We start from the raw sequence: 23,988 nt of genomic DNA, 5'->3' as shown, positions 1-23,988 counted from the left end.
GTGGGCATGTTCCGGCGGTGCGGGTCCTCGCTCATGCTGTCGCGGAGCAACCTCATCGCGGACGCGCCGTCGGCGAGGGCGTGGTGGATCTTGGTGTAGATCGCGTAGCGGCCGTCGGCGAGGCCCTCGATCAGGTGCATCTCCCACAACGGCCGGCTGCGGTCGAGCAGGGTGCCGTGCAACCGTGACACCAGGGTCATCAGTTCGGCCATTCCGCCCGGCTGCGGCAGGGCGTCGCGGCGCACGTGATGTTCCAGATCGACCTCGTCGTGCGGAAGAGTGTCCCAGCCCCACTGGCCGAGTGACGTCACCGAGCGGCGGGCCCGTTTACGGAAGGGCGCCGCCACCTGGTCGCCGATCAGCGCCGCATCGAACATCGCTCGCACGTCGGACGCAGACGATCCCTCGGGTGGGGTGAACACCGCCAGGCCGCCGACGTGCATCGGATGCTCGCGGGATTCGCCGAGCAGAAACAGTGAGTCGGTCGGCGCCATCGGCAACAGCATGTGGTGTCCTTACCTTTCCCCCGGAACTGATGGTCGAGTCGATGTAATCGGGCCTCAATGTCACGTTCATGTGTGGTTCAGATCACAAAAATGTCTCGCCGGTTCTGTTCTGCAGCACCGCCACCGGCCGCGCTACCTGCGCAGATGGCCACCACTTCTGGACGTTTGTGTAGATGGCCGGAGCGTGGAGTGTGCTAGAACTGGTCAGGCATCGACAGTGACGTGACTCACAGTGTTTGTCCTAGGGGGATTCGTCGGCACACCGGCGGATCCCGGTCGATGCACGAGAGCGAAGGACCAACGCCCCATGATCGAGGACACCACCGAACCACATCTCGCCCCGGTTCCCGGCCCGACGCGCCTGATTCCCCGACGGCGGCCCGACGGTCGCGAACTCCTCGCCACCGCGAAGGGGATCCTGATCGCCGCCCGAGACTGCAGCGACGATCAGGCGTTCGACGAACTCCTCGACGTATCCCGCCGTCATCACCTGACCGTCCTCGGCGCCGCCCGGAGTTTGGTCGACCTCGCCGCCGGACCCCCACCCCGGCGCCGCCGATCCGACGCCGTCCGATTCGACGAATGGGAACAGCTGATCACCCAACTTCCCCCACGCCGCCACGCGCACGCGAGCTGACGCGACAGGATGCGCACAATCATGTCTGAGACCGACTGTTCGAACGACACCACCGGCACCACAGCGAGTCAACCGGGCGAGAGCGCGTCGCCGGTCGCCGACGACGCGATCGTGTGGCCCGAACCCAGCCCACTCGATTCCTGGTGGGAGCACGTGGTCCACGACCATTCGGCCCCGCCCGCCGCCGAGTCCGCACTCGGTACCGACACGTAGCGGTCCGGCGACCGGGCCGAGGTCGCGATTTTCGGCCGAAACCGCATGCCGCGAGACGTATCCCGTTGCTACCGTCAGTCATCGCTGGGATGGTCCTGCGTGAGAATCGAGAGGCGAGCGGCCCTCATCTTCTGAGCGCTGATGCGGAGGAGTCGGAAGGTTCCGAAGCGACCCGGGTCCGGGTTGGGACGGCTCGGCGCGCTTGTGTGGGCCACCACGGCCGCGCGGGTTGTGGCATCCTGGGTGCACAGTGTTCGAAGTCGCGGGGGTGACATGACTGTTCATACATTGCTGCGGTCCACAGGCAGGCGTGGCTGGACGTTGCGATGCGATCTGTGCGAGCACACCTTCGACGCTGCCGTCGCCGGCCGGCCCGAGGCGGTCGCTTTTGCCCGCATCAACGGATGGATCGTCGGCGAGCGCACGTGGTGCCCTATGTGCGCGGCCACCCACACCTCCCGCCGCGCAGCCTGAACCCGCGGATCTGCAGCCCTGACCCGGGACTGCGTGTTCCGCGGTGAGGATGTACCCGGGAGTTTTCGGCGTCCGCTGGTAGCTAGCCTCGATCCTTCCTGCGGCTGATGCGTCGGCCTTGTTGGGTTCGGCGTGGTTGTCACCGTCCCATGTCACAGGATCCGAGCCGGTGTCGGAACTCGAGGGGCCGGCCGCGACTCACCCCCCGATTGGCCCGCCCTGTATGGCGATCGTCATGTGGTGCTCCGAGAGGCGTTCGGGTTGCGGTGAGCGTCTGGTGGCGGTGGCTCGATCCCGGCGCGGTTGCCTTGTCCCTCGCCCGCCCGGTCGTCGTATTGCCGATAACACGGCAGGCACCGTCGTTCGAGTGGTCTCATTGGGGGAACGATCATCGCCGCAACGGCAACGGCAACGGCAACGGCAACGGCAACGGCAACGGCAACGGCAACGGCGATGTCGCGGCGCGGTCTTGGTGGTGGGTCACGTCCGGACGTGGGGGACAAACGCATGGATATGCGAATCATCGAGGTTCCACTCGATGGGAGCAGGTGGTGCTCGTCGCGGTGGACGGCGAGGATGTCGATGGGGGCGGGATGCTGTGGCGTCAGTCGTCAGCGTGGACGAGATGCTCCCAGTGTGGGGATCGGTGCGGTCGAGCGATGGATGACGTGATCATGCCGACCATGCACACGATTGTCGATCGAGTGAATGAGGGAACACCTGCCCGGGACTCTGTCGGGGTCACCGGCGACGGCGAAGCCGCCGGATTCCACGTCGACCAATCCAGGCGCTGCAGCCGCACAACGCCCGCACCCTCGACGACCGGGGGCGGGTGCTGCAAGCACAACATGACGAGGCGGTGCAGATCGCCGCCGAGGAGGTGCATCAGCGCCACATCGAGTATCTCACCGGTTCCGCCGCTCACTTCCGCAGCGGACGCATCGACGTGATGCCGGTGACCCGCGTCTACCACGGCACCGGCGGTGTGTCCGGGTGAGAGATGACGACGCGACACCGGGGACGGCTGATCCTGCCGACATGGTCGGCCGACACTTCCGTCTTCCCGACTACTACGAGGTCGGGCGGGAGAAAGTCCGCGAGTACGCGCGGGCGGTTTTCGACCCGCACCCGGCACACCGGAACGAGGCCGCCGCCGCCGATCTCGGCTACGCCGGGCTGATCGCGCCGCTGACCTTCGCCTCACTGCTCGGTGGCGCCGCCCAGCAGCGCGTGTTCGCCGACCTCGTCACCGGCTACGACCTGAGCCAGGTCCTGCACACCGAGCAGCGCCTGCACTTCCACCGACCCCTCACTGTGGGGGACCGCCTGATCTGCGACATATACGTCGATTCGTTCCGCCGCAGCCACGGACAAGACCTCATCGTGATCAAGAACGTCATCACCGACGTCCACGGCACCCTCATGCAGACCACCTGGACCACCATGGTCGCCCGCACTCCGGACAGGGCCCCACGCCCGCGACCACCTCGGCCGTGACCATCCGCAGCCCATACGGCCATGTCAATATCGCACGGTGAGACGCAACCCGTCAGAGGGAGCGAAGCGTCCGTTTCCTGGGTCCCTACTATTCGCACGCCCAACTCAGTTCGCTCCGTGCGTCACCGTTTCGCGGCTGTGGTCCACCGCGGTGACGGCCCCGTGGGTTGTCCCGTTCCCTACATGAGGGACCCGCCCGATTGCCGTGCAGACGTCTGGGATTGGCAGTAATCGCCCAGCTCATGTGTCCGGTCTGTCGGCCCGGCCGGGCCGGTGACACCCTAGGTAGCTAGAGATGGCGTAGCCGGATTGTTGAGTCAAGTTTGCGGTGTTCGGGTCACGTTCGGCGGTGTTCGGGTCACGTTCGACTGCTTGATATTCAGGCTGCGAGTTGCGCTGTGGCGGTGAGGATATCGACAGCGGTGCGGTACGCGGTCGCAATCGCTCGGAGGCGGCCGGGAGTGGTTGTCGGGGTGGCGAGTTCGGCCAGGCCGGTGCGCAGGACCCGATCGTGGACACAGGTGAGGAACTTCGCGGTGTCGAGTCCGAGGTCGGTGACCTGGTACCGGTGAGTGCCCTCGATCCGGACGATGAGGTTGCGGGTTTTCAGCCGGCGCAGGTCGTAGGTCATCTGCCCGGTGGACACCGTGTCCGGGTCGAGTCCGCGCAGCTCGCCGGTGAGGGTGCGCAGGTCCTTGTTGGTGAAGCCGTTCGGGTGCAGCCGGAAGACCAGCAGTGCGGAGAGCGGGGCGTGGCTGCGCTGATCGGCGAACCGCAAGCCCGGGACGCGGGGGCCGGCGGCGGTGGTGACAGGGCCTCCGAGTGCGGTGTGGCGGCGACCTGGACTCGAAAGCGTCGGAGAGATCGCTGGCCGATCTTCAGGGGAGGAAAATTTCCGGACGGATAGGGCTGCGGGCAGTCTGCTGTCAACTTGCCAGGACTTGTGAAAGTAGATTTCAGGTCTCGGTTTTGGAAGTGCGCCACCCACGGAAATCGCCGAATTCTATTATGGTAAACTAACTTTGGTAAGCCTCTGGAGGCTGGAACGTCGAATCGCAGCGCATTATGCTGCTGGACCATGGACGCTCCCAACTCCCTCACATCGAACGTCACAATCGGACTGCACAAGACGGAACCACATACCGATGCAATTGCTTCGCGATTGAACTGGCTTCGCGCCGGGGTGATGGGCGCCAACGACGGAATCGTGTCCATCGCCGGTCTTGTGGTCGGGGTCGCTGACGCGAGCCCCGAACGCTCGCCAATCTTCACGGCAGGAATCGCCGGGGTGGCGGCCGGTGCAGTGTCGATGGCACTCGGTGAATACGTCTCGGTGAGTACCCAGCGTGACACTGAACGAGTAATGCTTGCCGAGGAGAAACGAGAACTCGAAGAGGACCCTGAGCAGGAGTTCGCGGAGCTTGCCGCGCTGTATCAAGCGAAGGGCCTAAGCGCCGGCACAGCACTTACGGTCGCTCACGAACTTACCGAGCGCGATGCGTTCGCTGCCCACGTAGATATCGAACTGGGCATCAATCCTGACAACCTGACCAATCCGTGGCATGCAGCCTTTTCTTCCGCAGTCTCGTTCACAGTCGGCGCATTGTTGCCACTCATCGCTATTCTCATAAGCCCTGTGCCCGCGCGCATCCCGATCACTTTCGGGGCAGTCTTGATCGCACTTGCGCTCGCTGGCACGATAAGCGCCCAACTGGGCCGTGCCGCACGCAGTCGGGCGGTCCTGCGCATCGTGGCGGGCGGTGCGATCGCGATGATGGCCGCATATGCAATCGGGCACCTGATCGGTGGCCCCCTTTAATCTCAAGCTACCGCTGCCATGATTTTGAGCAACACCGCTCCGGCTGGGAGGAGCGACGACGACCCTCGCACAATATGTGTCTATCCGATCTGTGCCACGGTCCAGGATCTCTCCTGCCCGCCAGAGCTTGCGGGGGCGTCGATCTTGCCGGACGGAACGGCCATCGTCGTTCTGGCCCCGTTGAAGAACCGCCCAACCTGTGAAACTAGGGGCTCGACTCCGGCGCCTATTCCGGTGCGTGACTGCGGATGAAACCCGCATCGTGGCCTCACTACCCGCCGAGAGACGACTCGCGCTGCTGCTCTGCACCCAGGGCTCCATAGGTGGCGAGAACGGCACCTGTGGAGCGCGTTGACTGTACGATCCAGACGCGGCCGCGGACGACCTCATCCCGTTCTCCAGTTGATCTCACTCCGTTCCGGGTCGCCGACATCCTGACAGATCTCGCCAAGCTCTCCGACGGCGACATCGGCGACTTGTCATCGGACACAAGCAGGCAGAACTGGCGGTCAGCTTCGTCGACGACCCGCGACCCAGAGGCCCTACCGCTACCAACGCCACCGGAAGGGTCGGCTGCGGTTCCGGCCTCTCTCGTGCCTGGACCCCGCTGAGCTGCCCAATGTGCTGGCACGCGACAGGCTTGAGCTTCCTCGTATCTGATGCTTCCAGTCGGAACCGAACGCAGATCTGCCGACGATGCTGATGGTGCACCGCGACCCTTGATGACGGGACACCAGAGATAGCCTGGGCGTGCAGGTGCTGGCCAACCGCGGATACGCCATGCTGGAGGGCAACTTCCGGGCGTACACCGGATAGGGCACGGGCCATACCCAGGCCATGATCGGAGAGTTCGTCGGCTCGATACCACGACTTGATCGACGCCTGCTGATCCGTCCAGCGCGGGCCGGCCGCGGCCGCTGAGTGTCGAGGCGAAGCCGCTTGAGGCGGTATTTCGTCGCCAGGCCGGACAAGGTCCGTTGCAGCTGAATTCGCCACCATCATCGAAGTTCTGATGAGTGATCGTTCGGACCGGTACGGAACACTGCTGACAGTCGGCTGACTTTCTGGGCGCGCTTCAAGAGGGGGAGGTCACTTCCGTCGCGTATTGTGCTTCCCCGGGCTTCGAAATCGTCTAGGAAATTTGTCGCCCAAGCGGTTTCCGAGGGGCTTGGGCTGACTATTTCGTTGATCGTTGGTGCTTGTTCGGGGTCAAGGCAAAGTTTGCCTGTGAGCCCGAGTCCCACTGCGGTCGTTGTTCGTTTGTGGAGTAGACGACGACTGCTGCCGAGTGTCGGGCCATCAATCGGTCCGGGTAGGTGCCCGAGACGGCTGGCGACGACGAGTCGAGAACGCGGGTAGGCCATTGCGAGGTCGTTGTCGTTCGTGCCGGTGTCGCGGCGGTAGTCTCCGCTGCCGAAGGCGAGCCGGAATGTTCCGCGAGTCGAGGCGATGCGTGATGATTCTTCGATCCCTAATGCTGATTCGATCAGCCGATAACGGGTGTTGTACCGCCGAGTCGATCGAAGGTCTCGGTGACCTACTCGGCAGATTCTGTCTTTGCGAGCATGACACCGGTCAGCCCAGGTAGGCCTTTGAGTTGGTCGACATCGTCGGACCAGAATGATGTGGAGTGATCGTTGATCCGCACCCACGCCACTTCGCGTTCGAGCCAGCGGACGACTGTCTCGCGTGCTTCCGGCTTATGCTGGGGAGCAACAGCATCTTCGATATCAAGCACGATTTGGTCGGCAGCGGAACGTTGCGCGTCCTCGAGTCGGTCGAGGCGAGTGGTATTGACAAGCAGCCAGGACCGAGCGAACTCGGACGAGACTTGGCGGGATGTAGCTGGGGCTGAAAGCGACATGTTGTGTGCCTTTCAATGCAGTCCTGTGCCTGCAGTGTGGTGGCGTGGGAGAGGGGCGAAGCTCTGGTAGACAGTCGGCTAAATGAGACAGACCTTGTTCTCAAGGCGTTCCGGTGCGTTTCTACTGCTTCTGGCTGGTATCTGCAGGTGCGCACTCAGCCCGGCGGAGATCAGTGTCCGATTCTCACGGGTAGAGGCCGCGGATGCGGTCCGCGTGGGCCACTCGTTCGACGGCAACCAGTGTCGCGGCCGAGCGCAGTGACACCAGTTCTTGCGTCGCCACGTCTGCCACGTGCCGCCACGCTACGAGGATTCGGTCAGCGAGGCGGGCTTGCAATTCGTCCCGACTCCACCAGTTCGCCTGGTCGGCCTGCGCCGACTCGAAATGCGAGACGATCACACCGCCGGCGTTGGCCAGGATGTCTGGGACCACCTCGATGCCGCGTTCGGCGAGGATCGAATCGGCGGCGGTGCTGGTCGGGCCGTTGGCACCCTCGACGATCACCCGAGCCTGGACCCGGCGGGCGTTACCCTCGTGCAGCACACCCTCGACAGCCGCCGGGACCAGTAATTCGACTTCGAGCTCCAACAACTCGTCGCCGGAGATGGTGTCGGCGTCGGGTAGTCCGGCGACCGAGCCGGTGCTGGCCAGGTGCTCGTCGAGCCGGTCCGGATCCAGTCCGCGGCGGTCGTGCACCGCGCCGAACCGGTCGGAGACCGCGACAACCCGCACGCCGTGCTCGTGCAGGAACCGCACCACGCCGCGGCCGACCTTGCCATAGCCCTGGACTGTGGCCCTCGCCCCGTTCACAGTCACTCCGGCCCGCTCGAGCGTCGCCTGCGCGACGTGCACGACACCGCGCGAGGTCGCGTCCGTCCGGCCACGTGAACCGCCGATGAACAGAGGCTTGCCGGTGACGACCCCGGGCACCGTGTACCCGCGGGCGGCCGAGTAGGTGTCCATCATCCAGGCCATGGTCTGTTCGTCGGTTCCGATGTCCGGGGAGGAAATGTCGCTCTTCGGGCCGAGGAGCGACATCAACTCGCTCGTGTACCGGCGAGTGATCCGCTCGAGCTCGTGTTGCGAGTAGTCATCCGGTTCCAGTGCAATCCCTCCCGTCGCCCCACCGTAGGGGAGGTCAATGAGCGCGCACTGCCACGTCGTCCACATGGCGAGGGCACGTGCTGCGTTGAAATCGACGTCCAGATGGAACCGGACGCCGCCGATTGCCGGGCCGCGTGAGACGTTGTGCTGGACACGGTAGCCGGTGAGTACCTCGATGTCACCGGAGTCGCGGCGCACCGGGATGCTGATCCGGGTCTCGCGGCGGGCGTTGGCAAGCATGGCATGCATGCCGGCGTCGTAGCCGAGTCGAGCAACGGCCTCGGTTAGCTGAGATTGTGCGGCAGCCAGCGCCTGCGAACCCGCGGACGATGGGGTTATCGCGGCAGGAATCAGGATGTCCCTCACGGGGTGGCCTCTTTCTGGATCGGCGGTTGGGACGTGCCCGACCACCCCCAACCGCCAACCTCAGACTATTCGTCGTCGTCAGAGATCTTGTCGAATTGCTCAGGTGTGCAATACCGTCGGGCAGTCACGTGGATATGGCGATGTATGCGGGGAGAGTCAGTAGAGGTAGCCGCCGGGGCCCAGTGGGACCCCGAGCAGGTACCAGACGACGAAGAGTCCAGACCAGGAGATGAGGACTGCGATGGATAGAGGTATCGCGAAGGAAATGACCGTTCCGATTCCTGCGTTCTTCTTGTATTGCTGCACGTATCCGAGCGCAAGAATGAAGAAGGCGTTCATAGGCGTGACCGGTCCGGTAGCCGAATCTCCGATCATGAAGGCCGCCAGCGTCGCCTCCGGCCGCATGCCGACGTACATCATCATCGGCACCAGAATCGGCGCGAGGATGGACCACATCGCGGTTCCGCTCGAGATAACCAGATTCAGTACCGCGATCGCGAAGATCACAATGACCAGAACGACCAGATGAGGGGCGTTCAATTTGTGCAGGAGGTCAGCGCCCTCGACCGTGATAACGGAGCCCAGCCCGGTCCATTCGAAGTAGCCCAAGAACTGTGACGCGGCGAAGAACAACACGAGCACCGGCGCGACCGGAATGATGCCGTCCGCCATGATCTTCGGAAGCGCTGACAGCGACGTCACGCTCCCTGTCGCCCGCCCGTACACAAATCCCAGTACCGCAAACAGCAGGCCGATGAACACGGTGATGTTCAGCACCACCACCGACTGCACAATACTGCCGTTCTCGCCGAGCAGAGGGGAGCCCGGAACCAGCATAAGCGCTATCACAGCCGCGACATAGACGACGAGCGCGACGCCGGCCCGCTTCAGTCCCCGGCGTTCCAACGAGGTGAGCTGAACATCCAAGTCAGTCACGTCACCCGCGGCCGCACCGTCGGCAGGCGAATCATCATCCGCCGCAGGCCACTGGCTGAACTCAGGGCGTTTCGCCAGGACAAACTCGACCACCAGCGTGATGACGATCGACAAGTACACAGACGCGACTGCGGCATAGAAGTACGTCGCAACGGGGGTAACCACGTAGTCGGGATCGACCGTCTGGGCGGCCGCCGTTGTCAGTGAGGCCCGAATCGCTGCGGACGGCGTGACAAGTGGACTCGCGTTGAAGCCCGCCGAGACCGACACGAATGCAACGAGGACACCGAGAACAGGGCTCCGCCCCACAGCACGGAAGGCCAATGCTCCGAGCGGAATCATCACCATGTATGCCGAATCACCCAATACGTGCGAGATCATCGAGCCGAAAGCGACCGCGAACGTCACCCAGCGAGCCGGCATGCGGATCACGGTGGCTCGGAGGAGAGTAGTCATGAGCCCACTCGCCTCAGCGATACTCACGCCGAGAATCATTGCGATTACAAGGGAAACAGCCGGAAACTCCGAATAGTTGTCGAGAGCGGATTCCGCGGCATAACCGATCCCCTCGAGGGAAAGCAGGTTCTTGACCTCCACGACTTCACCGGAGTTCGGCAAGGTCACCGATACTCCGGCCAGGGAGAGGACGAAGCTGAGACCGCCCACGATTCCGGCCATGATCCAGAACAACCAGAATGGGTTGGGAAGCTTGTTTCCGGCACGTTCGATCGCGCTGATCGCCCGGAAGAGGATCTTCATCGTCCTACTGCTGCTGTCGACGACAGGGGCGGTGGTGCTTTGCATCTTTCTGGTCCAATCCGGTTTCCTGTAGGGACGATGCGCTGTCAGGCGAACGAAGCTCTGGACTGTGACAGCGATTCGATCTTCTTCAGTTCCCCGACTTCGAGACGCCGGGTATTGTGAGAGTGAGGCGAACAAGCCTGAGCCGCTCTCATATTCGCGTGGCGATACGCAGTAGTCGACCAGGTGCTGATCGCGGGAAGCGCCTTAAACCGCGTGGCTGGCGACGGCGTCATAGCCGTCTTCTTCCGCCTGGGTAATGAGCGAGTCAAACGGGCGAGAAGCGAGGACGGCAAGTCGGTCCCTGTTCCATTCCAACCCGTCGATGCACTTCTCGGCAAAGACCGGAATCACAGCGGCCAGCTCGGTTAGCGCCGGCGACAAGGAGGCGACGACCGAGGGGCTGTTCGAGTTGAAGTCGGGCTCGCCTCCGGCGACAGCCAAACTTACCGCCGTAGCTGCTGCGCGAATTGAGAAGCTGGCCTGTCCCACCATGCTGGGCACGACCGGATTGACCTTGCCCGGCATGATCGACGACCCAGGCTGAAGTTTCGGCAGAATTACCTCCGACAACCCACCGTTCGGGCCAGAGCTCAAGACCCGGAGGTCGTGGCTCAGCTTGTACAAGATGCTGCCACACCGGGCGGCGGTGTCGGCGAGCGCCGAGTATCCGTCGGCATGCGCGAAGGCGTCGATCGGGTTAGCACTTGGACGCAGGGGCAGGCCCGTAATGTCTGCCAGTTGCTGTACGACTGCGGCCGCGAATCCGTCTGGCGCCCCGACTCCGGTCCCGAGAACCGTCCCGCCGAGCGGAACGGCGTAGAGTGCCTGCGCTGCGACCTCGAACTGATCGGCGAAGCGCTCTGCAGCGGCCGCCTGCGCCATGTGGATCTCGGACACCGGAACCATGACGGCGTCCTGCCAGCCGGTGCGCCCCATCCTCTCCACACCAGAGTGTCGCTCGGCCTGTCGAATGAAGCTGCGCGCAAGGTTTCGCAAGGCGGAAGCCACGCCTAGCGCCTGGCGGGCAAGGAGCAGCCGTGCGGCTGTCGGATAGGCATCGTTGGAGGACTGGGACCGATTCACATGGTCGTTTGGGTGAATCGTCAGCTCTGATTCACTCGGAAGAAGCTGGGTTGCCCGGGAGGCCAGCACTTCGTTGACATTCATGTTCGTGGACGTTCCGCCGCCAACAGCAACGACTCGCAGCGGAAACTGATCCAGCAGCTCACCGCGCGCGACTTCGACCGCTGCCTCCTCGATGGCGTTCGCGCGGGTCTTGTCCAGCAGTCCCAGGTCTCGGTTCGTGCGGACCGCAGCCAGTTTGATTTCGGCGAACGCACGGACAAACTCGGGCAGTTGGTGCAGGCGGAGTCCGAAATCCGGCGAGTTCTGGAGTGCTAGCGATGTCACCTTGCCCCACAGCTGGGCGTTGGTGAGGTCGATCGATTCTCGCACTTTGTGCCTTTCGGTGTTGGGAGGAGTCGAGCCTTGGGGATAGCGGCGCGGAGGGCGGTGATGCTCAGGTGTTCTGCCGTGAGCCATGCCCTAGCCGTCCTGCTCGTGTAAGGGAAATCATAGAACGGTGCAACTAGGTTGTCTAGTTACTAGGTTGTCATTGTGGTTCGGCTCGGCTTAGTCCGCCTCCCACCGACCGTGTCTTCGCAGGTAAAGCCGTCGAATGAGAGCCGAAGGTGCGGGTGATTCTGCCGGGCTCGCCGGTCGAGAACTGAGCGTGCAAGGTCGGCTACCAATTCGGAGGGCACGTCTCAGGCAGATCAGTCGCCGGTGGGAGTTGTCGGGAGGAACGCCGGCTACGGCGCTAGGACGCCGGTCGCGTCAGATGGAGGCGTGAACGAGCGTCGAGCCGGCGGACCAGCTGGCACGCGGTCCGGTTGAGTACTCCTGCAACCCCCGTCCACAATCCGTCCTGTCCGCTCGCCGCGACCGAATTTGCGTCGATCGCCACAAAATTGGGTGACGATCGAGCCCGCTCCGATGGACCGGATCCCGTAATCGGGATTGGTTCTCGACACCACGTAGGGCCGACCGCGGCGGCCCATGCACCTGCGATCGGATTACGTCGAGTTCGCATTCTGCGCGCACGGTTCGTGAACCCGTGAGCGGTGGCGGTCACCAGGGTGGGGGAGCTCCACGGAGATGCGGTCGGCGCGAGCATCGCGGTGCCTGCCGGCACCACGGGCACCACCGCCATCCGAAGCCAGAGGTGGGATGGTCGGAAACTGCCGCCGTCCATCGCCAGGACCACAAGCTCGTCAATGGCGATGATCGAGTGCTCACGCAGTCCCTCGCCCAGTGCGCGATCGCGGCGTCGGTGCGGACCGTTCGCCGGTTCGGCCCTCTTACTCGCCGAGCGGTCCGCCGATCCGAGCGTGCTCGGTGATGGCGTGGAGAAGAGCATATCGTCGAATACGGCACGGCCAACCGCGTGAGATGGGTTCACTGTCGAGCTACCGACTGTGTGCGCACTCAACTCGATTCCCGAGTGCGGGTGGGGTTGGCGGGTTCGCAGGCTCCGAGGTGTTATTGGTCAGCTCTAGTCCCGATATGTGCGTGGATCGAGGACAGGCATTCTCATTCTGAACTGAACCTCGGGACCTTTCGAAAAGTGTTCCAAGAATAGGTGATTCGATGTTCTTCACCAGTCGCTGAAGTTGCGGTTTTCTGCAATTTCCGGCCGAGACGCGGGGTTGTTAGTTGCCGGCGGGTAGGGCGCGGGCGGCGCCCCGGGGAACGGTGACGTCGATCTCGTTGCCGAGCGCGGGCAGGCTGAGCGCGCCTGGATCGGGCACGGATACCCGGAGCCGAATGTCTGGGGTGATCTCGAGGACAACGGTGGCGAGACTGCCTTCGTTGACGACCTCGACCACCCGCCCCGCGATCGACGTCGCGGCATCCGTACCGCCCAGGCGGAGCGCCTCCGGCCTGAGCAGGACGTGGACCGGGTCACCCGCTGCGACCGCTCCGGAGTGTCGCGCATGCACTGTGTCGGTAGTGGACAGTCGGACGAGGCATTCACCCGACCCGACCTCCACACACACGCCGGGGATCAGGTTGGACTGTCCGACGAACCCGGCCACGAACGCGTTCGCCGGTTCCTGGTAGATCGTCTCGGGCGTACCGAGTTGCTCGATCCGGCCGGCTCGCATCACCGCTATCCGATCGCTCATCACCAGTGCCTCGGTTTGATCATGGGTGACGAAAATCGAGGTGATCCCGAGTTCGCGTTGCAGGTGCTTGATTTCCAGTCGGAGTTGCTCGCGCAACTTGAGATCCAAGTTCGATAGTGGCTCGTCGAACAGTAGTACCTTCGGGCGCACTACGATCGCCCTGGCGAGGGCGACGCGCTGTTGCTGCCCGCCGGACAGCTGAGTGGTCAGACGATCCTGGGCCCCGGCGAGGCCGACACGATCGAGCGCGTCCGAGACGCGCTCGCGGATCTCCACTTTCGGGCGTTTACGCATCCGCAGCCCGTATCCGACGTTCTGGCCGACGGTCAGGTGCGGGAAGAGGGCGTACTGCTGGAAGACCATCGCGGTGTCGCGCCGATCCGGTGGCAGGTGGTGGACATCCTGGCCGTCGAGAAGGATGCGTCCGGCGTCGGGCGTCAGGAAGCCTGCCACCATGTTCAGGGTTGTCGTCTTGCCGCAGCCCGAGGGGCCGAGCAGAGTGAGGAATTCGCCGGGATGCACGTCGAGATCGAGGTTGTCGACGGCCGCCGACGAACCGAATTCCTTACGGATACCACGCAACGCGACGGCGGAGCCGCCGGTGCTCGCTCGCGTGGCTGCCTCCGTGATGGCGCGTACGTGTGCGGTCACGTGGTACCTCCGTGGATGAACTCGGTCAAGTGGACGAACCGAGATGCCACGCCCGTGATGAGACAGATACCGACGACGCTGGTGACCGCGACACAGGCGAGGGTCGGCGAGTACTCGTACTCCATGTACTGCAGTAGTCGGATGGGCAGCGTGTTCGAATTGCGCGTGGTGAGGAACAGGGAGAGCTCGACGTTGTTGAACGACACGATGAAGGCGAACAGTGCGCCCGCGAACATCCCCGACTTCATCATCGGGAGCGTGATCGTGGCGAACGTGCGCCACGCCGAGGCACCGAGGTCACGGGCCGCGCGTTCCCACAGCGGGTTGACACCGAGCAGACTGACTCCCACGGTGCGCAGAACGAAGGGGATACCGATCGTTACGTGGGTTATGACCAGCAGGGTGGGACCGATCAATTCTCTTGCGCTGAGGAGTGAGACCAGCTGAACGACGGACAGGCTGATCACAATTTCGGGTAGCAGTAGTGGGCTGGCGAGGAACCCTTCCAGGAGGGAGCGCCCGCGGGCCGGTCCGCGGGCGAGGGCATAGGCTGCGGCTGAGCCCACCACGACCGCGCACGCCGCGGAACCGAGCGCGATTTGGGCGGACAGCGCCATGGGCAGGAGCCACTCGGGGGTGAGCGCGGAACTCCACCAGCGCAGGGAAAGCCCGCTGGGCGGAAACGCGGGGTAGATGTCGGGCTGGATGGAGGTCCAGACCACGACGAGCATCGGCACGGTCACGAAGGCGAGTACGAGCACGAGTAGCGCGGTGCGCAGCATCAGCCACGGATGGAAACGCATCGTCATGCCCCCTTCGATGAACGGCGGCCGGCCCACGCCAGCGCGGAGACCGTGATTGCACTGATCAGGAGGATGACCGCGGCGATCGCCGCGGCCTGCCCCCATTCGAGGCTGACCACCATGCGGTCGCGAACCAGGGTTGCGAGCGTTTGCACTCGTCCTCCGCCGAGGATTGCGGCCGCGGCATACGCACCGAGACTGATCGCGAACGTGAGCATGAAACCGGCGATCAGGCCGGGCCGGATCAGCGGCAGTGTGATCCGGTAGAACGTGGTGACCGGTCCGGCACCGAGATCGCGGGACGCGCGCTCGAGGACAGGATCGACGCTCTGCACACTCGCCATTGCGGTGAACACCGCGAATGGCAGGAGCACGTGCACGAGCCCGACGATCACCGCGAACTTCGACCCGATGAACGCCACCGGTGAGTCGGCAAGCCCGGTCCAGAGCAGGATCTGGTTGACCAGCCCGTCGTCCTGCAACAGCACCAGCCAGCCATAGGTACGGACCACGACGCTGGCCACCAGGGGAGAGACAACGACGAGCAGGACGAGCGTGCGGAACCGTGACCCGGATCGGACGATGAAATGCGCCACCAGCAGTCCTGCGGCCGTGCACACTGCTCCCACCACGACCGAGATCGAGACGGTGTCCCACAGCACGGACCAGAAGTAGTTATCGCCGAACAGGTTCGTATAGTTCGCGGTGGTGAGCGGTCCCGTGACCTTCGCGCCGTCGAAGGTCAGCACGCTGCTGGCTATCAGCATTGCGGTCGGGATAGCGAAGACTGCCAGGACCCAAACCGTGGCGGGCAACGTCAACCACGGCAGCCCCGAACGCCTACGCGTCGGCGACCGCCTGGACGTAGGAGTGGGGGTGGACGACACAATCGCTGTCACCGGACGGCCTCCGCCCACCGCTGTGACCACTCGGTGCGGTTCTTCACCACAGTTGCCGCATCGGCGATCTTGATCTCCTCCAGCGCCTCAGGAGTCGTGATGTGTTTGGCTGCGAAGTCCGGGGAGAACTGCAGACCGGTGATCGCGGGCCCGACGTTGTACGCAAGCGCCCAACGCTGCTGCACCTCGTCGGAAAGCCAGTAGTCGATGAGTTTGTAGGCCGAATCCTTGTGCGCGGCACCGACCGGGATACCGAGGGAGCCCAGTGACGCATACGTTCCTTCACGCGGAACCGTGAAGTCGTAGTTGTTGGTGTGGGAGTAGATCGCGGCGCGTCCATCCAGGTATGGGAAGGCTGTGGCGGTTTCCTTCGCCATGAACGGCACCGCCTCGGCCGACCTTGTCGGTGTGGCGAGGGCATACTGGGCCAGCTCCGCTGTCCGGGCGAACCCAGGATCTATGTCGTCGATTCCTCCGCCATCCAGCTCGGCGGCGGTGAGCAGCGCGTAGACACCGAGAATGTTGGCTGGGTTGAAGATCAGCGCACCCGAGCGGTATTGCGGATCCCATTGCACCTCCCAGCTCGTGGGTGGCTGTGGAAATGCCGTGCGGTTGTACATCAGCACGACCTGCTGGATGTCCTGGATCGCGCCGACGCCGTAGGTGTTGTTCAGCAGTTTTTGCGGCAGGCGGGCCATATTCGGCACCTGCTGCGGCGTCACCGGGGTGAGCATCTCGTCCCGGCTACCCTGATATAGCTCGAGACTGGTCATCACAGCGAGATCGAAACCGGGGTCGCCATTGGCGGCCCGGATGGCCGCGTACTGTTCCGCGCCAGACCCGCCTGCCGAATACTTGACCTGGATACCGGTTGCCTCTGTGAACGGCTTGGCGATCTGCTCCTCGAAAAGGTCCTGGTACTCGGCGCCGAATCCCTCGACGAGTACCACATCCACTCCATTTGCACCGTCGCTGGTACTCGTCGATACGCACGCGACTAGCGTCGTTAGGACGCCGAGCGCGAGTGCCACGCGGGCGAGCTTCTTCACCACGTCGGCCTCGCCTCCGAGATGTAAGCAGGATGGGCGAACGTGGTTTCTTGGTCCTCGATCGCGCTGATCCCGTGGAGCGGGATGTCCACCCTGCTCTTGGTGGCGGTGCCGCTACGTCGTATCCCTGTTGTCGGCATTTCTTTGTCCGATCAGGTGTTTCGTGTGAAGCACTCGCAGTCGACGGATTGTTGGCTGTTGCTCACCCCAGTCAGGAAGGGGTGCGTGAGTGGATACAGGGGCGCTACCAGCTGCGCAGATGCGCCATCGCCAGTTGTCGTCCTCAGAGTTGAATGAGGTATCGGAACTGTTGCTCCCGGTTGATCAGCCGGGGAGGTTCTGTAAGACCCGCTCGCGTGCAACGTTCATTCGCCCTTCGAGCTGCTTGCAGGCGGCTTCTGTCTGTCCTGCCCGAAGCAGGTCGACAAACTCACGGTGGTTGGCCACGGCCACGACGCGATCGGCGCCGCGCGATGTGACCGCAGCCAGTCGAGCCTCCACCAACAGCTGGGTATGCGCGGCGACCAATCGTCGAGAACCGGTCAGGCCGACAACTGCGGTATGGCATTGAGAGTCGAGCCGAACCTGTGCGAGCCGGTCGGACGAGGCGACCGCGGCCTCGAGCTCCTCGAGGCTTCGATCCACCGCCTCGCGAGCGTTCTCGGTCGCGGTGTCGAATGATCGGGCGCCGGCCGCTTCGAGATGAAACCGTGCGGTGAAGATATCGATGAGGTCTTCACGGCTGATGCGGGTAACAGCATGTGGCAACCCTCGGCCCTGCTTTTGGACCAGGCCGTCGTTCTGCAGCCGCAGCAGCACTTCGCGGACGGTAGGTCGGGCGATTCCTAGCGAATCGCTGATCTGCCCCTCGGGCAATGGGGTGCCCGGGGGCAGCGACCCATCAATGATCTGACTACGCAGTTGTTCGACGGCCTGGTCTACGAGGCTCGTCCGCTCTAATTTCGTTGCCGGTTGCATCAATGACCGATCCTAGAATCCTGCCGTCTGTATGTGTTCATTGCCCTGCCTTCGGTGTCGAGAAATACGTGCGGGGCGTAGGTGGACGGGGTCTGCCCGAGCAACTAGTCACTGAGTTCTCGCTGGTTTGTTCTGACCGCGCGTTCAACGATGAGAATCCTGACTTCGTGGATGCGGCTGGCGTCACGTTACCGCGGCCCGGTAGGCGAGTGCTGCAGTGCTAGTGAGGTCACCGGACTCCGCAGCGGACTGACAGTCATGCCTTACCTCGATTGATTGGCTGCTCGGATGAGCATCGGCTACGGAGAACGCGAGTTCGCGAATCGCCCATGCGTCGACGTTGGTCGGGCGGGTGTTTTCCTCCAGCCTTCGCGGTCCGTCGCGAGGATGACAACGCAGCTCTCGCGTGCTCCTACTCACAGCGACAACTATAGAACCATCCAACCTGGTTGTCTAGCTGTCTAGTTAGTCGCTAGGATGGCGGACAGTGGCGCAGGTGATCGAGTTGCTTGCGGACCGCGCAGCGACGGACTTCAGGTTTGCAATCGAAGTCGCCATTCCGCCGAAGCGGTGCAGATGAGGCCAGGCCTGACCGGGCCGACAAACACGATGAAGGGATACACGGTGAGCACTGCTACGGACCGAACTCGTATCGAGCACGATCTCCTCGGGGATCGTGAGGTACCAGACGAGGCACTGTATGGGGTGCACACGCTGCGGGCGCTGGAAAACTTCACGATCAGCGGCACCCCGATCAGCCGATACACCGAGCTCGTGTCAGCGCTCGCCTATGTCAAGCAAGCAGCCGCGGTGGCCAACCACGAACTGGGCCTCCTCGATAACCAATGCTGCGTCGCCATCGTGCAGGCGTGCGAAGAGATCCAGCACGGCCGCCATCACGAGCAGTTCGTCGTCGACGCCATCCAGGGGGGCGCCGGTACATCGACGAACATGAACGCCAACGAAGTGATCGCCAACCGGGCACTGGAGATCCTGGGGCACCGACGCGGCCAGTACGAATACCTGCATCCGCTCGAACACGTCAATCTGTCGCAGAGCACCAATGACGTGTATCCATCGGCACTGAAAGTTGCACTGCACTTCGCCGTAGCCCGACTCCGCAGAGGTATGGATGCGCTGTCCGTCGAATTCAGCTCCAAAGCAGCCGAATTCGCCGACGTCCTGAAGATGGGCCGGACACAGCTGCAAGACGCCGTCCCGATGACACTGGGACAAGAGTTCGGCACCTTCGCTGTGATGATCAACGAAGACAGCGCCCGGCTAAGTGAAGCGCTGGTCCTCATCTCCGAAATCAACCTAGGGGGCACAGCGATCGGCACGGGACTTAACGCCCATCCCGACTACGCCGCTAAGGTGTGCGCCGAGCTGCGGCGGATAACGGGGCTCGAGTTGTCGACCGCGACGGACCTTGTCGAAGCCACCCAGGATGTCGGCGCATTGGTGCAGTTGTCGGGTGTCCTCAAGAGGACCGCTGTGAAGCTATCGAAGATCTGCAATGATCTGCGACTCTTGTCGTCCGGTCCTCGGATCGGTTTGGGTGAGATCACTTTGCCGACAGTGCAGGCCGGTTCAAGCATCATGCCTGGGAAAGTCAATCCGGTCATCCCCGAAGTGGTGAGCCAGATCGCGTTCGAGGTGATCGGCAACGACATCACGATCACCATGGCCGCCGAAGCCGGGCAGTTGCAACTCAACGCCTTCGAGCCGATCATCGCCCATAGCCTGTTCAAATCACTTAACCATCTGACAGCGGGTTGCGACGCTCTCACAAGACTCTGCGTGCCCGGAATCGCAGCCAACGTCGAGTATTTGCGCTCCAACGTTCAGCGCTCCATCGGCCTGGTGACCGCTCTCAACCCCCACATCGGATACGAGGCTGCCACGCGTCTCGCCGCTGATGCGCTGTCGAGCGGGCAGGCGGTGGCCGACCTAGCGGTGTCACAAGGCCTGCTCAGCCCGGAAGAATTGGCAGCCATCCTCAACCCAGTGACGTTGGCCTACGCATCACGGCCCAGTGCAGCACGGGAAACCATGTCAGGGAAAGGCAGCAAGTGAACCAGTGTCAGACCGAGCGTTCCGGACGGTCATCGATGGCGCCGGTCCGTATCGAATTGCGGTAGTGGAACGTTAAATCGCACGGCATTTTGGGAACGTACCACTGGCCATCACACCACTTTGGTGCCGCGAATCCTATCCCTAGCCACCTACACATCGTCGTGTGCCTGCTCCACGACCCAGGCCGCGACTCGTGTTCGGGAGGTGAAGCCCAGTTTGGCAAGGATGTGCTCCACATGTCCTTGCGCGGTGCGCGGTGCGATCACCAGGCGGTCGGCGATGGCCTGATTGGTCAGGCCTTCGGCGATCAGGTCGGCGACCTGGCGTTCCCTCTTGGTCAGCCGCGTCGACCCGCCGGTGTCGCGTGCGGAGATGCGGGGCGGATGTTCGTGGCGTGCGTAGGCGATGGCCGCGTCGAAGCCGAGCTGTTCACCCTTGCGGTGGGCCGCTGCGAATGCTTTGTCCCCGAGCGTCTGTCGGGCCGACCGAGCGCATTCCTCTCGGTAGACAAGAAGTGTGGAGTGGATGACGGCGGCACTGCCCACCGACTTCGCCAGCCCGTCCGCAGCTCCCATCAGCACTGCGGCCCGAGCCGGGTCGTGCCGCTGGCATGAGATCCAGGCCAGCGCCTCGAGGCAGGCTGCGGCAAAGCGGGGGCTGTGCACTTGCCCGGTCAGCTCCAGCGATTGTTCGAGAAGCCGGACCGCGCGATCGGTATCGCCCTGTCGCCACACGGCAATTCCCAGGGCCCACAGCGAATGCGATCGATACACCTTCTCGCCGTGCATCTGCGTGATCGCGAGAACACGTTCGTGGCATTCGATTGCCTGGTCGGTCAGGCCGGACAGTTCATAGGCCAACCCCAACGGGTACAGAGCGGCCACTTCGAGCGTGCGATCTCCGCGTTCGCTGAACGCCGTGAGCGCGGTTTCCAGGTGAGAGCATGCGCGGGGGAGGTCACCCCTGTAGAGGGCCAGCATGCCCTCCGCGTCGGCAACGAGCGCGCGCATCATCGGATCACTGGTCTGCGCGGTGAGCGTGCGTGCCTCCTCGACGAGCGCGGTCCCGGCCTCGAGATCGCCCTGCACATTCGCCATGACGCTGTCGAAGTAGAGTGCCTTGACCCAATCGAGAGTGGGTGGGCCGCTCTGGCGGGCGAGCAGTTGGTCGAGCCAGCGCCGGCCCTCGTTGTGGAGGCCTTGGGAGCTCCAGAACCAGCGGAGTGCGGCGGCGGTGCGCAGTCCGGCGGCGGGATCGTCGTCGACGCTGAATTCGAGGGCCTCCCGCAGGTTCGGTTGTTCCCGTTTCAGGCGGGTGATCCAGTCGAGTTGGCGGGCGCTGATCCACTCGGCCTCCGCATCGAGCGCCAACGCCTCGTACCAGTCCCGATGGCGGCGGCGCACAGCCACAGCCTCACCGGTCTGCTCGAGTTTCTCGTAGCCGTATTCGCGGAGCGTCTCGAGCATCCGGAACCGCACCACCGACCCGTGCTCCTCCCGGATCAGGATCGACTTCTCCACCAACGACGTCACCGTGTCGAGTAACTCGTCCGGGTCGAGGCCCTCGCCGCAGACCAGCTCCGCGGCATCGAGTTCGAAGCTTCCCGCGAACACCGCCAGCCGACCCCACACCAGTTGCTCGCCGGCGGTGCACAATTCGAAACTCCAGTCGATACACAACCGCAGGGTCTGTTGCCGTGTCGGCGCGCCCCGGTTGCCGCGGGTCAGCAGGGTGTAGCGGTCGGTGAGGCGCCCCAGGATCTGCTCGGGCGACATCGCCCGCAACCGGGCCGCCGCCAGTTCGATCGGCAGCGGCAACCCGTCGAGGCGGTGGCAGATCCCCGCCACCGCCGCCGCATTGTCCTCGGTGAGCGCGAACCCCGGAACGGCAGCAGCGGCGCGTTCGGCGAACAGGGTCGCCGCATCGTATTTGGGCAACCCGCGCAGGGAGGGCTTCCGTTCGGGATCGGGGACGGCCAGCGGGGGAACCCGCAGCACCGCCTCGCCGCCGATGACCAGGGGTTCGCGACTGGTAGCCAGAATCCGCAACCGCGGACACACCCGCAGCAGGAGGCCGACGAGTTCAGCGACCGCGTCCACCACGTGTTCACAGTTGTCGAGCACCAGCAGCAGTTCCCGTGCCGCCAGATGCTCCACGAGGACCTCGCGCAGCGGCCTCGCCGAATGGTCCCGCACCCCCACCCCGCCGGCGATGGCGTCGACCAGCGATGTCTCGTCGCGCAGGTCACCCAACTCGACCAGGCGCACACCGTCGGCGTAGTCGCGCTGCACAGCGGACGTGACCCGCATCGCCAGCCGGGTCTTCCCAACACCCCCGATCCCGGTCAGCGTCACTAGTCGCGACCCGGTCAGCAGGTTCTTCGCCTCGGTGAGTTCGTGTCGGCGGCCGACGAAGCTGGTCAATTCCAGGGGGAGACTTCCCGTCGCGCCCAGCGTGGAGGGGGTAGTGGACCGTCGGAGGCCACGCGACACAGGTCCCCGAGCAGTGATCTCCGCATCCACCTCTGCGGTGGGTTCTGCGCGCAGGGCCATCTCGTCGACCGGGAAGCCGTGGGCGCGTTGCAGCCCGCGCAGCTGTTTCCCGAAGTCCGCGGTAGCCGGGCGCTGATCGGGGGTCCGGGACATCGCGCGGGCGATCGCCTCGGACACGTCGTCCGGGATTCCGTGCTCGCGCAGGTCGGGTACCTCCTGTGTGGTGACCCGCAGGAACTGGGCGACGACCTGTTCACCGCTGCGGCGCTCGAATGCGGCATGCCCGGTGAGGGCACTGAACAGGGTGGCGCCGAGGGCATAGACGTCGGCGGCCGGTGTCGGTGGTTCACCGCCGAGGACCTCGGGCGCGGTGTAGGCCGGGGACCCGGTGACGGCGCCGGTGGCGGTCTCGAAGCCGCCGGTGATGTGGGCGATGCCGAAGTCGGTCAATTCCGGTTCGCCGTAATCGGTGAGCAGGATGTTCGCGGGTTTGACGTCGCGATGCAGGATGCCGAGCCGGTGCGCCGTCTCCACCGCGCCCGCCATCTTCACACCGAGTCGCAGCGCCTCGTCGACCGGCAGCGGACCGTGACGGCGGATCCACACGTCGAGCGAATCCTGCGGGTGATACGGCATCACGATGTAGGGAAGTCCGCTGTCGGTGGCACCGACCTGCAGAATGTTGACGATGTTCGGGTGCCCGGTCAGCCGGCCCATCGCCCTCTGTTCTCGGAAGAATCGAGCGCGGTTCTCCTCGTCGAGTTCGACGGTGAGCACCTTCACCGCCACCGTGCGATCTAGGTCCTCCTGGGTGCAGCGGTAGACGACGCCGAAACCGCCGCGGCCGATCTCCTCGGCATCGTCGAAGCCCGTGCCTGCCAGCTCCGCGGCAGGGGAGGACGGGTACCGCTGCGTGTCGAGCGGATCACCTTCACCCATCGGACGGTCTACTCACTCCGTCGGCTCGTGGTTCCCCACACTGGTCCCGACGGCACGACCAGCGCAAATGCAACCGTGGATTTACCTCTATGGCGTGCTCTCAAGGATATCGCTGACATCGTTTTCGACGTGTATGAGGATGTCGCGGTCAACGCGGTAGCCCTTGAGGAATCACGCGATGGCCGCCCCAGTTGGGCACGCCGACGCACGCTCACCTGGCGATCGAGACGGCGTCTGCACCGCTGGTGTACCGCACGCGTCGTCCAGCCATGGATGACCGCTTTTGGCGGACGATATGAGTTCGTGGTGTCTTGCGTTGTTGTGTTGTTCGGAATTGATGTTTCAGGCTTACCGTGTCCGGCATGAGAGGTGATGAGGCCCGCGTGGTCGAGGACTTCGCGGGGTGGTTGTCGTCTCAGGGATGGACTGTCCGTACCGAGGTGGATTTTGTGGACATTGTTGCCGAGAAGGACGGCCGCCGGCTCTACGTCGAGGTCAAGGCTGCGTCCAAGGCGCCGGGGTTAGACGTCGATACCGCGATCGGGCAGCTCGTGCGGCGGATGCCGAGCGAACCGGATCAGTCGGTGTCGTTTGCATTGGTCGTTCGGGACCACCCTCTTTCGGTGGAGGCTGCGGTGCGGGCACCTCAGCGGATTCTGGGTCTGTAGGGGATGGCGCCGTATGCGGTCGAT

Annotated in this window: 18 protein-coding genes and 2 pseudogenes; 8 read left to right on the top strand and 12 right to left on the bottom strand. The window is 64.0% G+C overall.

Going from position 1 to position 23,988, the window contains the following annotated elements; all coding sequences use genetic code 11:
• Positions 1 to 506: wax ester/triacylglycerol synthase domain-containing protein (locus AC1DWT_RS02525; protein WP_477919569.1), on the bottom strand; the 506-nt coding region annotated here is incomplete at its 3' end.
• 307 nt (positions 507 to 813) lie between these two features.
• Between AC1DWT_RS02525 and AC1DWT_RS02520 the strand changes: the two genes are divergently transcribed.
• The 5 genes from AC1DWT_RS02520 to hadA all read left to right on the top strand — a co-directional run bounded on the left by AC1DWT_RS02520 (position 814) and on the right by hadA (position 3,327).
• Positions 814 to 1,143, top strand: coding sequence for an ANTAR domain-containing protein (locus AC1DWT_RS02520; protein WP_477919568.1), 330 nt, complete (start codon positions 814 to 816; stop codon positions 1,141 to 1,143).
• A 21-nt stretch (positions 1,144 to 1,164) separates the two neighbouring features.
• A complete protein-coding gene (locus AC1DWT_RS02515) occupies positions 1,165 to 1,356 on the top strand; it encodes a hypothetical protein (RefSeq protein WP_477919567.1) in 192 nt (63 codons plus the stop codon).
• A gap of 273 nt (positions 1,357 to 1,629) precedes the next feature.
• Positions 1,630 to 1,830 carry a hypothetical protein gene (locus tag AC1DWT_RS02510; RefSeq protein WP_477919566.1) on the top strand — a complete coding sequence of 67 codons (201 nt, stop codon included), beginning with the start codon at positions 1,630 to 1,632 and terminating at the stop codon, positions 1,828 to 1,830.
• A gap of 766 nt (positions 1,831 to 2,596) precedes the next feature.
• Positions 2,597 to 2,827 carry a class I SAM-dependent methyltransferase gene (locus AC1DWT_RS02505; protein WP_477919572.1) on the top strand — a complete coding sequence of 77 codons (231 nt, stop codon included), beginning with the start codon at positions 2,597 to 2,599 and terminating at the stop codon, positions 2,825 to 2,827.
• A 41-nt stretch (positions 2,828 to 2,868) separates the two neighbouring features.
• A complete protein-coding gene (gene hadA / locus AC1DWT_RS02500) occupies positions 2,869 to 3,327 on the top strand; it encodes a (3R)-hydroxyacyl-ACP dehydratase subunit HadA (protein ID WP_477919564.1) in 459 nt (152 codons plus the stop codon).
• A 379-nt stretch (positions 3,328 to 3,706) separates the two neighbouring features.
• Here hadA and AC1DWT_RS02495 read toward each other — a convergent pair whose 3' ends face one another.
• Positions 3,707 to 4,105 (bottom strand): hypothetical protein, encoded by a 399-nt coding sequence (locus AC1DWT_RS02495; RefSeq protein WP_477919562.1) that lies wholly within the window; start codon positions 4,103 to 4,105, stop codon positions 3,707 to 3,709.
• Positions 4,106 to 4,405: 300 nt separating this feature from the next.
• Here AC1DWT_RS02495 and AC1DWT_RS02490 point away from each other — a divergent pair, with 300 nt between their 5' ends.
• Positions 4,406 to 5,146: a VIT1/CCC1 transporter family protein gene (locus AC1DWT_RS02490; RefSeq protein WP_477919561.1), complete on the top strand. Its 741-nt coding sequence runs from the start codon at positions 4,406 to 4,408 to the stop codon at positions 5,144 to 5,146.
• Between the two features lie 998 nt (positions 5,147 to 6,144).
• Here the strand turns inward: AC1DWT_RS02490 and AC1DWT_RS02485 are convergent.
• The 9 genes and pseudogenes from AC1DWT_RS02485 to AC1DWT_RS02445 all read right to left on the bottom strand — a co-directional run bounded on the left by AC1DWT_RS02485 (position 6,145) and on the right by AC1DWT_RS02445 (position 17,789).
• A pseudogene (locus AC1DWT_RS02485) lies at positions 6,145 to 7,010 on the bottom strand (HpcH/HpaI aldolase/citrate lyase family protein).
• Positions 7,011 to 7,194: 184 nt separating this feature from the next.
• Entirely contained in the window at positions 7,195 to 8,364 is a 1,170-nt protein-coding gene (locus AC1DWT_RS02480) for a Glu/Leu/Phe/Val family dehydrogenase (RefSeq protein ID WP_477919559.1), read from the bottom strand.
• A gap of 273 nt (positions 8,365 to 8,637) precedes the next feature.
• A complete protein-coding gene (locus AC1DWT_RS02475; protein WP_477919557.1) occupies positions 8,638 to 10,221 on the bottom strand; it encodes an AbgT family transporter in 1,584 nt (527 codons plus the stop codon).
• 204 nt (positions 10,222 to 10,425) lie between these two features.
• Positions 10,426 to 11,676, bottom strand: coding sequence for a lyase family protein (locus tag AC1DWT_RS02470; protein WP_477919555.1), 1,251 nt, complete (start codon positions 11,674 to 11,676; stop codon positions 10,426 to 10,428).
• Between the two features lie 1,256 nt (positions 11,677 to 12,932).
• On the bottom strand, positions 12,933 to 14,060 hold the full coding sequence (locus tag AC1DWT_RS02465) for an ABC transporter ATP-binding protein (RefSeq protein ID WP_477919553.1): 1,128 nt from the start codon (positions 14,058 to 14,060) through the stop codon (positions 12,933 to 12,935).
• Positions 14,057 to 14,869, bottom strand: coding sequence for an ABC transporter permease (locus AC1DWT_RS02460; RefSeq protein WP_179377507.1), 813 nt, complete (start codon positions 14,867 to 14,869; stop codon positions 14,057 to 14,059). The genes AC1DWT_RS02465 and AC1DWT_RS02460 overlap by 4 nt, the downstream gene beginning before the upstream one ends.
• Positions 14,866 to 15,630, bottom strand: a complete 765-nt coding sequence (locus tag AC1DWT_RS02455) for an ABC transporter permease (RefSeq protein WP_477919552.1) — start codon at positions 15,628 to 15,630, stop codon at positions 14,866 to 14,868. Before AC1DWT_RS02455 ends, AC1DWT_RS02460 begins: the two co-directional genes overlap by 4 nt.
• Positions 15,631 to 15,758: 128 nt before the next feature.
• A complete protein-coding gene (locus tag AC1DWT_RS02450; RefSeq protein ID WP_477919551.1) occupies positions 15,759 to 16,793 on the bottom strand; it encodes an extracellular solute-binding protein in 1,035 nt (344 codons plus the stop codon).
• A gap of 342 nt (positions 16,794 to 17,135) precedes the next feature.
• Positions 17,136 to 17,789, bottom strand: coding sequence for a GntR family transcriptional regulator (locus tag AC1DWT_RS02445; RefSeq protein WP_095860546.1), 654 nt, complete (start codon positions 17,787 to 17,789; stop codon positions 17,136 to 17,138).
• A 609-nt stretch (positions 17,790 to 18,398) separates the two neighbouring features.
• Here AC1DWT_RS02445 and AC1DWT_RS02440 point away from each other — a divergent pair.
• Complete coding sequence (locus AC1DWT_RS02440) at positions 18,399 to 19,865, top strand: aspartate ammonia-lyase (RefSeq protein ID WP_095860545.1); 1,467 nt, start codon at positions 18,399 to 18,401, stop codon at positions 19,863 to 19,865.
• Between the two features lie 149 nt (positions 19,866 to 20,014).
• Here AC1DWT_RS02440 and AC1DWT_RS02435 read toward each other — a convergent pair whose 3' ends face one another.
• Positions 20,015 to 23,296, bottom strand: a complete 3,282-nt coding sequence (locus AC1DWT_RS02435; RefSeq protein WP_477919550.1) for a protein kinase domain-containing protein — start codon at positions 23,294 to 23,296, stop codon at positions 20,015 to 20,017.
• A gap of 383 nt (positions 23,297 to 23,679) precedes the next feature.
• Here AC1DWT_RS02435 and AC1DWT_RS02430 point away from each other — a divergent pair.
• Positions 23,680 to 23,961 (top strand): annotated as a pseudogene (locus AC1DWT_RS02430) (hypothetical protein); the annotation flags it as partial.
• Positions 23,962 to 23,988 lie beyond the last annotated feature (27 nt).

Source organism: Rhodococcus sp. P4_B6 (assembly GCF_056402215.1).
Note: the sequence above shows the minus strand (reverse complement) of the source record. Positions and strands in the feature narration are given on the sequence as shown.